Source organism: Lysobacter sp. SCRH-1R (assembly GCF_057747855.1).
Genome location: NZ_CM173227.1, coordinates 3,924,283 through 3,936,999, shown reverse-complemented (window position 1 = coordinate 3,936,999; position 12,717 = coordinate 3,924,283). Strand labels below are relative to the sequence as shown.

The following is a 12,717-nucleotide window of genomic DNA, read 5'->3' as shown; positions in this document are numbered from 1 at the left end:
CCGGTGGGACTTGTGGCCTAGTGCCCCCTCTCATGGGCGGCGGCTAGGATGCCCGTTCGAACCACAGGAGTCCCCCATGCCCGCTTCGTCCCGCCCGCGCATCGCCGCGCTTGCCTTCGCCCTGGCCGCCGCCTTCGGAGGCGTCGCGCTCGCCCCGGCGCACGCGTGGGCCGCGCCGAAGGCGACGGTCGACATTCCCTTCGAGGAATTCACCCTGCCCAACGGGCTGCGCGTGGTCGTGCACACCGATCGCAAGGCGCCGATCGTCGCGGTGAACCTGTGGTACCACGTGGGCAGCAAGGACGAACCGGCCGGACGCACCGGCTTCGCGCACCTGTTCGAACACCTGATGTTCAACGGTTCGGAGAACCATCGCGGCGAATACTTCGAGCCGTTCGAACTGGTCGGCGCCACCGACATGAACGGCACCACCAATTCCGACCGCACCAACTACTTCCAGAACGTCCCCACCACCGCGCTCGACATGACGCTGTGGATGGAGTCCGACCGCATGGGCCATCTGCTCGGCGCGATCGACCAGAAGACCCTCGACGAGCAGCGCGGCGTCGTTCAGAACGAGAAGCGCGAGGGCGAGAACCAGCCCTACGGCCAGGTCTGGGACGCGCTGGGCAAGGCGCTGTATCCGAAATCGCATCCGTACCACCACAGCACCATCGGCTCGATGGCGGACCTCGACGCCGCCTCGCTCGACGACGTGAAGGGCTGGTTCCGCACCTGGTACGGGCCGAACAACGCCGTGCTGGTGCTCGCCGGCGACATCGACGTCGCCACCGCGAAGCAGAAGGTGGCGAAGTACTTCGGCGACATCCCGGCCACGCCGACCATGGCGCAGCCGCAGGTCGACGTCGCGCCGCTCGCGAAATCCACGCGCGCGACCATGACCGACAAGGTGCCGCAGGCGCGCATCCACCGCGTATGGAACGTCGCCCAGGCCGGCACCCCGGACCTCGACAAGCTGCAGCTGTTCGCGCAGGTGCTGGGCGGAAGCAAGTCCTCGCGCCTGGACAAGCGCCTGCTGCATGAGGACAAGCTCGTCGACAACGTCTCCGCCGCCGCGTACGCGATGCAGCTGAGCTCCAATTTCGTGATCACCGCCGACGTGAAGCAGGGCGTCGACCCGGCGAAGGTCGAGGCGATCATCGACGAGGAACTGGCCCGCCTGCTCAAGGACGGTCCGACGAAGCGCGAGCTGGAACAGGCCCGCACCGTGTTCAAGGCCGGCTTCGTGCGCGGCATCGAGCGCATCGGCGGTTTCGGCGGCAAGGCCGACGCCTTGGCCGAATGCACGGTCTACACCGGCGATCCGGGCTGCTTCCGCGACAGCCTCAAGATCATCGACACCGCCAGCGCCCGCGACCTCACCGCCGTCGCCGGCAACTGGTTGACCAAGGGCAGCCACACGCTGGTCGTGGTGCCGGGCGATCGCACCATCGTCGCCGAGGACGCGTCGGTCACGCCGGCGCCGATGCAGCTGCCGGCGGTGGATCCGAAGTACACGACGCTTCCGGCCACCGTCGACCGCAGCGCCGGCGCGCCGAAGACCAGCCAGTTCCCCGACCTCAAATTCCCGCAGCTGCAGCGCGCGACGCTGGAGAACGGCACCACGGTGATCCTGGCCGAGCGCCACGACATCCCGGTGGTGCAGATGAGCTACGAATTCGCCGGCGGCTACAGCGCCGACCAGGGCCGCAAGCTGGGCACGTCGAGCTTCGCGATGGGGATGATGGACGAAGGCGCGGGCGAGCTGGACGCGCTGGCCTTCGGCGATCGCGCCGAGTCGCTGGGCGCCAACCTCGGTGCCGGCGCGTCGCTCGATGGCGGCAAGGCCTACCTGTCGGCGTTGAAGCAGAACCTCGATCCGTCGGTCGCGCTGTTCGCGAAGATGTTGCGCGATCCGCGCTTCGACCAGAAGGAAATCGACCGCGTGAAGGCGAGCTGGGTCGCCGGCATCAAGCAGGAGAAGGCGCGCCCGAACGGCGCGGCGATGCGCGTGCTGCCGCCGCTGCTGTACGGGGCGGGCCACGCATATGCGATTCCGTTCAGCGGCAGCGGCACCGAGGCTTCGATCGCCGCGCTGACCCGCGACGATCTGGTCGCCTTCCACCGCGACTGGGTGCGCCCGGACGGCGCGACGCTGATCGTGGTCGGAGACACCACGCTGAAGGAAATCGTGCCGCTGCTCGACAAGCACCTGGGCGACTGGAAGCCCGCGGGCGATGCGCCGGCGCGTCCGCAGATCGGCGAGGTCGCACGTCCGGCGAAGCCACGCGTGTATCTGATCGACCAGCCCGGCGCGGTGCAGGCGAACATCTTCGCCGGTGAAGTCGTGCCGTCGACGAAGGACGAGAACTCGGTCCGTTTCGACATCGCCAATTCCGTGCTGGGCGGCGAGTTCTCCTCGCGTCTCAACATGAACCTGCGCGAGGACAAGCACTGGGCCTACGGCGCCTACAGCTTCTCGGCCAACGCGCTGGGCCAGCGCCCGTGGATGGCGTTCGCACCGGTGCAGATCGACAGGACCGCCGACTCGCTCAAGGAACTCAGCCGCGAAATCGCCGATTACGCCAGCGGCAAGGCACCGCCGAAGCCCGAGGAAGTGGCGAAGATCCAGGCGACGGAAATCCGCAGCCTGCCGGGCGCATTCGAAACGGCCTCGTCGGTGATGGGCGCGATCAGCGGCATCGTCCGCTACGACCGTCCGGACGATTACGTGTTCCAGCGCAAGGCGCAGATCGAGGCGCTCACGCCGGAGCAGGTGAAGGCCGCTGCGGCGACGCTCGATCCGAACGCGCTGACCTGGGTGGTGGTCGGCGACCTCAAGCAGATCGAAAAGCCCGTGCGCGCGCTGAGGCTGGGCGAGGTGCAGGTGCTCGACGCCGACGGCAACAAGGTGACGAGCACGCCATGACGGGTGGCGTCATCGCCTCGCCGTGACGGCGCATCTGGCAGAACGCGACACCTGCAAACAGTCGAACCGCGACAAAGGCCTCAGTCGCGGTTCACTGCCTGGCGTTCACAACGGTGGCCGGTGCGGCGACAATCGCGCCCGTCCATTCAAGCGCGGCGACCGCGTCGCGCGAAACACGGGGTAACGATGCGCAAGTCGATGTTCGGGATGGTTCTGCTCGGGGCGCTGGTCGCCGGCGGTTGCACGTGGGTCGACATGGCCCCTGGCGCCTCGTCGGTACGCGTGATCGACGGCAACGGCCCGCCGGCCGGTTGCGAGAAGCGCGGCGAGGTCGAGGTGACCGTCAAGAACAAGGTCGCCTTCTACGAGCGCAACCAGTTGCGCGTGCGCGAGGAGCTGGAAACCCTGGCCCGCAACGAGGCGCTCGGCCTGCAAGCCGACACCGTGCAGCCGATGGGTGGCCCGATCAACGGTTCGCAGCGGTTCGCCGCCTGGCGCTGCGGCGCTGCGCGACGCGGCGCGGTCGTGCCGGCTCCAGCGCAGACCACGGGTAGCGCGCGGACCTATCCGCTGGGTGGTTGATGGCGGGCAAGCCTGGCCGGCGCGGGGGGAGGGCAGTCCCAGCGGTTCCTGTCAGGCGGCCCGCGAGCAACTGGCAGTTCCGTCAGACGACGAGGCATCCAGTGGGTGCCAGCGCCGGCCCCAGGGCCGCAGCCCTCATCACACCGCTGAATCCCAGCCGCCGTCCGTCGCCAGGAGCGCACCCACCATACGCAACCGGATGGCGGCGGAGGGAAATTAAGCGTTAACATGGCGTGTTCGTTTCCGTTTCCGGTCAGCCGCCCATGTTGTTCCAGCACGTCGCCATCGCCGGTCTTGCCCATATCGATGCTCCCCGCCGGCTGACCTCGGACGAAATCCACGCCCGCCTCAAGCCCACGCTCGATCGCCTGGGCATCAAGTACAACGTGCTTGAAGAAGTCGCCGGCGTGCGCGAACGCCGCCTGTGGGACGGCGAGGTCAAGGCCTCCGACGCTGCCACGCTTGCGGGCGTCAAGGCGCTGGCCGACGCCGGCATCGACGCCGATCGCGTCGGCCTGCTGGTCAACACCTCGGTCAGCCGCGACTACCTGGAGCCGTCCACGGCGTCCATCGTGTCGGGCAACCTGCGCCTGCCCGATACCTGCCAGAACTTCGACGTCGCCAACGCGTGCCTGGCGTTCCTCAACGGCATGGACATCGCCAGCCGGATGATCGAACGCGGCGAGATCGATTACGCACTGGTCGTCAACGGCGAGACGGCCGAACTGGCGTACGAGAAGACGCTCGACCGCCTCAGCCGCGACGACGTCACCGAAGAGCAGTTCCGCGACGAGATGGCCACGCTGACGCTGGGCAGCGGCGCCGCCGCGATGGTCCTGGCGCGCAGCGAACTCGCCCCCGGCGCGCCGCGTTACCGCGGCAGCGTCACGCGTTCGGCGACCGAATGGAACCAGCTCTGCCGCGGCGACCTCGTGCACGACCGCATGATCGCCGACGGCCGCATGCTGATGATCGAAGGCCTCAAGCTTGGCCAGAAGACCTTCGCCGCCGCACGCGCCGCGCTCGGCTGGGTGGTGGAAGAGCTGGACGAATTCGTCATCCACCAGGTCAGCAAGGCGCACACCAAGGCCTTCCTCAAGGCGTTCCGCATCGACCCGAAGAAGGTCCTGACCATCTTCGGCGAGCACGGCAACATCGGCCCGGCGTCGGTGCCGATCGTGCTGAGCAAGCTGCGCGAGGGCGGTCGCGTGAAGAAGGGCACGCGCATCGCGCTGCTGGGCATCGGCTCGGGCCTGAACTGCTCGATGGCCGAAGTGGTCTGGTAAGCGACGCGCACGCAGTACGAAGAACCCGGCCGCGCGCCGGGTTTTTCTTGAGCGGCGCCCGTTGATGCCGCGCACCGCACCATCCACCGAACATCCAGCGTCGTCCCGCGAATGCGGGGCCCAGCGATCCACCGAGGCGCCCGGGAATTCCGCACAAGCGGAACGATGAGCAGGAAACACCGATGACGATCCATCTGCCGCTTCCCGATTACCCCTTCACGCCGCAGCGTTTCGACGTGCGCCCTGGCATCGCGATGAGCTATCTCGACGAAGGCCCGCGCGACGGCGAAGTGGTGGTGATGCTGCACGGCAATCCGTCGTGGAGCTTCTACTGGCGCAAGCTGGTGCTCGGTCTACGCGAACGCTACCGCTGCATCGTGCCGGACCATGTCGGCATGGGGCTGTCCGACAAGCCGACCGACGAGCGCTACCGCTACACGCTGCAATCGCGCATCGATGACGTGGAAACCCTGCTCGATCACCTCGGCATCAAGGGCGACGTCACGCTGGCCGTGCACGACTGGGGTGGCGGCATCGGCTTCGGCTGGGGTCTCAGGCATTCGGACCGTATCCGCCGGCTCATCGTCACCAACACCGGTTCGTTCCCGCTGCCGGCGAGCAAGCCGCTGCCGAAGTCGCTGAAGTTCGGCCGCGACTCGGGCCTGGGCACGTTGCTGATCCGCGGCTTCAACGCGTTCTCGTCGGTGGCGTCCTTCGTCGGCGTCGAGAAGAAGATGCCCGCGGACGTGCGCCGCGCCTACGTGGGCCCGTACGACAGCTGGGCGAACCGCATCGCGACCTCGCGCTTCGTGCAGGACATCCCGCTGGGTGAAGGCGACGCCGCGTGGCCGCTGGTGCAGGCGATGGGCCGCAAACTGCCGGAGTACGCCGATCGGCCGGCCTTCATCGCATGGGGCCTGCGCGATTTCGTGTTCGACAGGCACTTCCTGCAAGGCTTCACCGATGCGCTGCCCAACGCGCAGGTGCACGCGTTCGAGGACGCCGGGCATTACGTGATGGAAGACAAGGGCGACCTGCTGGTGCCGAAGATGCGGGCGTTCCTGGATTCGAATCCGCTTTGAGCGTTGGGCTTTGCCTTCCGCCTTTGGCCTTAGGGCTTTTGCGTTGAGCCCCTCTCCCTCCGGGGGGTGGAGTAGGGACGTGCGTTGCGTCGACGATCACCGGCACCCGCTTTCGCTGAAACGCCATCACCCTGGATCCCGGCCTTCGCCGGGATGACGATGTTCTCGCGCCGGATGACGATGTTCTTGTAGCCCGGGTAAGCGAAGCGCACCCGGGGCACCGGCCACCTCCCCGGGCGCGCTTCGCTTACCCGGCTACAAAAGCCGGATTCGAATCCGCGTTACGCTTTTGGGAGGCTTCGTGTTCCGAGCTTCGAGCATCGGGCGTTGAGCCCCTCTCCCTCCGGGAGAGCGGTTGGGGCGTGGGTAGGGACGTGCGTTGCGTCGACGATCACCGGCACCCGCTTTCGCTGAAACGCCATCAGCCTGGATCCCGGCCTTCGCCGGGATGACGATGTTCTCGCGCCGGATGACGATGTTCTTGTAGCCCGGGTAAGCGAAGCGCACCCGGGGCACCGGCCACCTCCCCGGGCGCGCTTCGCTTGCCCGCGTTGCAAAAGCGGCGGCTTCAAACCTCCGGCAACGGATTCTTCTCGCCCTCGTCCACGCCCACCCAATCCTCCGGCGTGAGTACCGCCAGCCCGTGCGCCAGCCGCGCCTTGTCGCACTGCGCGCTCGCCTGCCCGAACTCCCACGACGCCGGCACCAGCGCGCAGACGGACGGACGGCGGTCGTGGATCGTGCAGCGGCTGTAGCGGCCGATGTCCGCGTCCAATGCGACGCAGCGCGGATTGGATTGCGACGTACCCCGCATCACGCGTTCGTGGGTGCGCAGGCTTTCGGTCAGCTCGGGGGGCACCTGGCCGCCGAGCTCGGGGTCGGCCTCCGACCAGTGGAAACTCACGCGGAAGAAGGCGCAGCAGGCGCCGCAGGTCAGGCAGGGGTGGCGCATGGGTGGACCGTCGCGGGGTCCGGAGACATGGGGCGGGTGCGGAATTCTGAGGCTTCCAGCGGCAGGCGCAAGCGCGGCGCCGTTCGGGCGAAAATGAATGCATGAACGAGCCGTGCAACATCGCCGTGACCCTGCCCGGACTGGCCGCCCGCTTCCCGGACCGCATCGCCATGCGCTGCCCCGGCACGCGCGGCCCGGACGGCCTGGCCCGCTTCGACCTGACCCTGACCTACCGCGATCTCGACGCCCGCAGCGACGCCGTCGCCGCCGGCCTGGCGCGGCGCGGCATCGTTCGTGGCACCCGCACGGTGGTGATGGTGCGGCCGTCCCCGGAGTTCTTCCTGCTGATGTTCGCGCTGTTCAAGGCCGGCGCCGTGCCGGTGCTGGTCGATCCGGGCATCGACAAGCGCGCGCTGAAGCAGTGTCTGGACGAAGCGCAGCCGGAGGCCTTCATCGGCATCCCGCTCGCGCACGTCGCGCGGACCGTGCTGCGCTGGGCGACGTCCGCGCGCATCCGCATCACGACCGGTACGCGCGCATGGCTGAGCGATGCGACGCTCGCGCAGATCGAACGCGATGGCGCGAACGCCGGCTCGCAGCTCGCCGCGACGCAACCCGACGACGTTGCCGCGATCCTCTTCACCAGCGGCTCCACCGGCGTGCCGAAGGGCGTGGTGTACCGGCATCGCCACTTCGTCGCGCAGATCGCCATGCTGCGCGACGCGCTGGGCATCCAGGCGGGCGGCGTCGACCTGCCGACGTTCCCGCCGTTCGCGCTGTTCGATCCCGCGCTCGGGCTCACCTCGATCATCCCCGACATGGACCCGACCAAGCCCGCGCTTGCCGATCCGCGCAAGTTGCACGACGCCATCGCGCGCTTCGACGTCGACCAGCTGTTCGGCTCGCCCGCGTTGATGGCGGTATTGGCGAACTTCGGCGCGAAGCTGCCGACGGTGAAACGCGTGACCTCCGCAGGCGCGCCGGTGCCGGCCGACGTCGTGGCGAAGATGCGCGAGCTGCTGCCCGAAGACGCCGGCTTCTGGACGCCCTATGGTGCGACCGAATGCCTGCCCGTCGCGGTGATCGAAAGCCGCGAACTGCAATCCACGCGTGCGGCCACCGAGACCGGCGCCGGCACCTGCGTCGGTCGCGCGGTCGCGCCTAACGAGGTGCGCATCATCGCGATCACCGACAACGCGATCGCGCACTGGCGCGACGCGCGCATCGTGGAAGTGGGCGTGGTCGGCGAGATCACCGTCGCCGGTCCCACCGCAACCGACACCTACTTCAATCGTCCCGCGCAGACGAAAGCCGCGAAGATCCGCGAGCCGGTTGGCGACGGCGGCGAACGCGTCGTGCATCGCATGGGCGACGTCGGCTATCTCGATGCGGAAGGCCGGCTGTGGTTCTGCGGGCGCAAATCGCATCGCGTCGAAACCGCGCAGGGCCCGCTGTACACCGAGCAGGTCGAACCGGTGTTCAACACGCACGCCGATGTGCGCCGCACCGCGCTGGTGGGGGTCGGTCCGATGGGTGCGCAGCGGCCGGTGCTGTGCGTCGAGCTGGCGAACGGCACCGATGATCGCGAATGGCCGCGCATCGAGCGCGAGCTGCGCGACATCGGTTCGCGCCACGCGCATACGGCGCGCATCGACACGTTCCTGCGCCATCCGAAATTCCCGGTCGACATCCGCCACAACGCCAAGATCGGGCGCGAGAAGCTCGCCGTCTGGGCCGCGGGTCGCGTGCGCTGACGCATGACGACGCGCTACCGGCTCGATGATCTCCTCATCGACGTGCCGCGCCAGCGCGTGGAGCGCGATGGCGTGCTGCTCGACGTCGGCGGGCTGAGCTTCCGGCTGCTGGAATTCCTGCTGGAGCAGGGCCAGCGCGTGGTCGGCTTCGACGAGCTGATCGAGCGCGTGTGGGCGCCGGCCGTCGTCAACGAGGAGACCGTCACGCAGCGCGTGCGCCTGTTGCGCCAGTCGCTGGGCGATGACGGGCGGAATCCGCGATACCTGCGCTCGGTGCGCGGGCGTGGCTATCAGCTGTGTGTGCCGCCGCAGCGCATCGATGACGCCAGCGGCGACACGACGCTTCGTCGCAGCGCGAACCGCAACCCCGTCTACGTCGGCATCGCGGTCGTGCTGCTCGTCGGCGGTGCGGTGGCGTGGTGGCTGCAACGCGGGGACGAGCAACACGAGCAGCCGCCTTCGCCGCTGCTCCAGCGTGCCGCGTACTACGCCGGCATCGGGCAGCGCGACGACAACGAGCGCGCCATCGCGCTCTATCGGCAACGCCTGCAGGAAGCGCCCGACGATCGCGACGCACTCGTCGGCCTGAGCCGTGCGTTCAGCGCGCAGGTGTGCCTCTACAACGGCGAGGCCGCGCAGATCGATCGCGCGCAGGCGCTGGCCGAGCGTGTGATCGCCGCGGATCCGAACCATGCCGCCGCGCATGCCGCGGTCGCGTATTCCTTCGACTGCCGTGGCCGCATCGACGACGCGCTGCGTGGCTACGAGCGCGCGCTGTCGCTGGATCCATCGAACGACGGTGCGCGTGCCTCGGCGGCGTATCTGTACGAACGACGCGGACGCCTAGCGGACGCGTTGGCCGCCAACCTCGCCGTCCGCGATCCGTCGCGCGCGCGGTTCCTGCAGATCCAGATCGCGGCCAATCTCGACCTGCTGGGCTATGCCGCCGAAGCGGAGACGCGCTATCGCCGCAGCTTCCAGCTGTATCCCGACAACGTGTTCTCCAACCTCGCGTGGCCGTCGTTCCTGATGCGCCACGGCCGCAACGCCGAAGCGCAGGTCGCGCTCGACGAGGCGATGAAGCGCGGCACCGATCACGCGGGCCTGCATCTGCTCGCGGCCGAACTCGCGTGGGCGCGGGGCGACCGCGATGCAGCTTGGCGCGAAGCCTCGCGTGCGGCGGAACTTCGCCCGCAGGGCAGCTTCGCCAGGACCGTGCTGTGGTCGATGTCGCCGGTGCAGCCGCCCGCGCACCTGCTCCGCGCACGTGCCGAATCGCTGCGCGCGGGGCTGCGCGCCGGCAGCGATCCGTTCGATGGGCTCGACGCCGCATTGTTGCTGGCGATGATCGACGACCGCGATGCCGCGATCGCCGCACTCTCCGATGCAGTGGCGATGGGCTATCGCGACGCGGCCTACCTGCGCGCGACGCCGCTGCTCGCGAACGTGCGCAGGTCGCCGCGATTCGATGCGCTGATCGCGGCCATCGACACGGCCATCGCGCGCGAACGCGAGGCGGTTCGCGCGCGCAAGCTGGACGTCAGCGCAGCGCCTTGAGGATGTACTCCGACATCAGCCGCTGCGACTGCGCGTGCATGTCGCGCTGGTTGTAGCGCGTGCGCGTGATCACGGCGACCAGGCGTTCGGACGGCACGACGAACACGTAATTGCCGCCGTTGCCCGACATCGCCCATGCCGCGTGTTCCGTGCCGCGCGCGTCGAATCGGAATCGCCACAGCAAATAGCCGTAATCCGCGTCGTCGCGTGCCTGGGCCTGCACGGTCGTCATCGCGCCGATCCAGTCGGCGGAAATCACCTGCTTGCCCTTCCATCGACCGCCATCGAGCAGCAGTTGCCCGAGTTTCGCCAGGTCGCGACTGCGGTAACGCGTGCCGCCGCCGCCCATGCCGACGCCTTCCGACGAACGTTGCCATTGGCTTTCGGTGATTCCCAGCGGTGCTTCGAGCACGTCGCGCGCGAACGTCGCCAATGGTCGCCCGCTCACGCGCTCCACGATCGCGCCCAGCAGGAACGAACCGGCGGTGCAGTACGCGAACGCGCGCCCGTGCGGGCTGTCCTCCGGCCGCTTCGTCCACGGCGCGTAGCCCCTGATCGGGAGATCGAGCGCGAACTGCGTCCAGTCCGCGCTGAGGTACATGCGCTCCTCGTTGCCGGCGGAGAACTGGTTGTCGTCGTCGCATTCCCATTGCGAACTCATCGTCAGCAGGTCCTCGACGGTGAAGGCGCTCTTGCGCGGGTCGGGATGGTCCCACTGCCGATCGGCAAAGAATCCGTAGACCGGCGCCTTCGCGCCATCGATCAAGCCGCGGTCGACCGCCGCGCCGACCAGCAGCGCGGTGACGGACTTGGTCGCCGAGCGCGTGTCGTTGAGCACGTCCGGTCCGCCCTGGCCGAAATAGCGCTCGTAGACCAGGCGGCCGTCGCGGGCGATCAGGACGCTGGTCGTGTCGGGCGCCTCGCCGCCGACGACCGCGGTTTCCAGGGCGGCGAGCGTGGCGACGTCGAAGCCCGCGCGGGCGGGATCGGCCACGCGCCAGCCGTCGTCCCGCGCGGTGGGCGGTGCGGCGCTTGCGGTGGCGGCGAGCAGGGCAAGGAACGGCAGGGCGAGCAGGCGACGCATCGGGCGGACTCCGGTGGTGGAGCGGCCATTGGCGCCGATGCGCGTATGAAGCGCCTGAAATGCGGATGAAGATTCATGAAGGACGGGTTGCGACGGCCTTCGCGCCCACCGGGCCGGGCGTTGGAACCTGCCGCCGGCCCCGTTATGGTGTGACCCCTTTGCGAACGGAGACGCCCGATGAAGATCCTGGTGACCGGTGGCGGCGGGTTCCTCGGGCAGGCGCTGTGCCGCGGCCTGCGCGAACGGGGGCATGAGGTCGTCAGCTTCAACCGGGGCCGATACGACGCGCTCGACCGGCTCGGCGTGGCCCAGGTGCAGGGCGATCTCGCGCAGCGCGACGCCGTCGCCGCCGCCGCGGCCGGCTGCGAGGCGATCTTCCACAACGCCGCCAAGGCCGGCGCGTGGGGCAGCTACGAGAGCTACCACCTGGCCAACGTCGTCGGCACGCGGAACGTCATCGACGCCTGCCGCGCGCACGGCATCGCACGCCTGGTCTACACCTCCACGCCCAGCGTCACGCATCGCAAGACGCATCCGGTCGAAGGCGGCACCGCCGAGACCGCGCCCTATGGCGAGCACCTCAAGGCGCCGTACGCGGCGACCAAGCAGATCGCCGAGAAGCTCGTCATCGCCGCCAACGACGCCGCACTCGCCACCGTCGCGCTGCGTCCGCGGCTGATCTGGGGCGTGGGCGACAACCAGCTGCTGCCGCGCCTGGTCGAACGCGCGAAGGCGGGGCGCCTGCGTTTCGTCGGCGACGGCAACAACCGCATCGACACGACCTACGTCGACAACGCCGCGCAGGCGCATTTCGACGCGTTCGAACACCTGCGCCCCGGCGCCGCGTGCGCCGGCCGCGCGTACTTCATCAGCAACGGCGAGCCGCGCACGGTGCGCGAGATCGTCAACGGCCTGCTCGACGCCGCCGGCGCGCCGCAGGTGTCGAAGACCATTCCGTTCGGCGTCGCGTACGCCGCGGGCGTGGTGTGCGAAGGCTTGTGGCATGCGCTGCCGTTGAAGGGCGAACCACCGATGACGCGTTTCCTCGCCGAGCAGTTGAGCACGACGCACTGGTACGACATGGCGCCTGCGCGACGCGATTTCGGCTACGTGCCATCGGTCAGCATTCACGAGGGACTCACCCGACTGAAGGCGGCCTGCATGGGCGCTTGAGGCGGCGCGGATCGTCACCTTTCGGCGACCGCTCCGTGCCTAGCATCGATTACACCCAGTCAGGCGCACCGCGCCACGGAGTGCACCGATGCTCAGCTACGCCGTCATCTTCTTCGTCATCGCGATCATCGCCGCGGTCCTCGGCTTCAGTGGAATCGCCGGCGCCGCCAGCAACATCGCCTGGATCCTGTTCGTCGTGTTCCTGGTGCTGGCCGTCATCTCGATGCTGCGCGGTCGCCGGGTCTGACCGCCTGATCCGACTCACGTAATGCCCGCGCCGGACGGCCGGTTCGAGGGGGCCGTCCGGCGCGAAAGGCC

Annotated in this window: 9 protein-coding genes and 1 pseudogene; 8 read left to right on the top strand and 2 right to left on the bottom strand. The window is 68.8% G+C overall.

Annotation, left to right across the window (positions count from 1 at the left end; all coding sequences use genetic code 11):
* Nucleotides 1–76: 76 nt before the first annotated feature.
* From AC3ANK_RS18000 to AC3ANK_RS17985, 4 genes and pseudogenes are all read left to right on the top strand, one after another.
* Entirely contained in the window at nucleotides 77–2,929 is a 2,853-nt protein-coding gene (locus AC3ANK_RS18000; protein WP_484171638.1) for a M16 family metallopeptidase, read from the top strand.
* Between the two features lie 207 nt (nucleotides 2,930–3,136).
* Nucleotides 3,137–3,430, top strand: a pseudogene (locus AC3ANK_RS17995) (DUF4156 domain-containing protein); the annotation flags it as partial.
* Between the two features lie 344 nt (nucleotides 3,431–3,774).
* Nucleotides 3,775–4,797, top strand: coding sequence for a 3-oxoacyl-ACP synthase III (locus tag AC3ANK_RS17990; RefSeq protein ID WP_115844387.1), 1,023 nt, complete (start codon nucleotides 3,775–3,777; stop codon nucleotides 4,795–4,797).
* Nucleotides 4,798–4,979: 182 nt separating this feature from the next.
* Nucleotides 4,980–5,879 carry an alpha/beta fold hydrolase gene (locus AC3ANK_RS17985; protein ID WP_484171637.1) on the top strand — a complete coding sequence of 300 codons (900 nt, stop codon included), beginning with the start codon at nucleotides 4,980–4,982 and terminating at the stop codon, nucleotides 5,877–5,879.
* 568 nt (nucleotides 5,880–6,447) lie between these two features.
* Here the strand turns inward: AC3ANK_RS17985 and AC3ANK_RS17980 are convergent.
* Complete coding sequence (locus AC3ANK_RS17980; RefSeq protein ID WP_206862054.1) at nucleotides 6,448–6,831, bottom strand: YkgJ family cysteine cluster protein; 384 nt, start codon at nucleotides 6,829–6,831, stop codon at nucleotides 6,448–6,450.
* A gap of 101 nt (nucleotides 6,832–6,932) precedes the next feature.
* On the opposite strand from AC3ANK_RS17980, the gene oleC reads away from it, so the two are divergent.
* Nucleotides 6,933–8,585 (top strand): olefin beta-lactone synthetase, encoded by a 1,653-nt coding sequence (gene oleC / locus AC3ANK_RS17975; protein ID WP_484171636.1) that lies wholly within the window; start codon nucleotides 6,933–6,935, stop codon nucleotides 8,583–8,585.
* A gap of 3 nt (nucleotides 8,586–8,588) precedes the next feature.
* Complete coding sequence (locus AC3ANK_RS17970) at nucleotides 8,589–10,142, top strand: winged helix-turn-helix domain-containing protein (RefSeq protein ID WP_484171635.1); 1,554 nt, start codon at nucleotides 8,589–8,591, stop codon at nucleotides 10,140–10,142.
* Here the strand turns inward: AC3ANK_RS17970 and AC3ANK_RS17965 are convergent.
* Complete coding sequence (locus AC3ANK_RS17965; protein ID WP_484171634.1) at nucleotides 10,126–11,226, bottom strand: serine hydrolase domain-containing protein; 1,101 nt, start codon at nucleotides 11,224–11,226, stop codon at nucleotides 10,126–10,128. The genes AC3ANK_RS17970 and AC3ANK_RS17965 overlap by 17 nt on opposite strands.
* Nucleotides 11,227–11,403: 177 nt before the next feature.
* Between AC3ANK_RS17965 and oleD the strand changes: the two genes are divergently transcribed.
* Together oleD and AC3ANK_RS17955 are read left to right on the top strand one after the other, a co-directional pair.
* Nucleotides 11,404–12,399, top strand: coding sequence for a 2-alkyl-3-oxoalkanoate reductase (oleD, locus tag AC3ANK_RS17960; protein ID WP_484171633.1), 996 nt, complete (start codon nucleotides 11,404–11,406; stop codon nucleotides 12,397–12,399).
* Nucleotides 12,400–12,487: 88 nt separating this feature from the next.
* Entirely contained in the window at nucleotides 12,488–12,646 is a 159-nt protein-coding gene (locus tag AC3ANK_RS17955) for a DUF1328 domain-containing protein (protein ID WP_115844375.1), read from the top strand.
* Nucleotides 12,647–12,717: the final 71 nt, after the last annotated feature.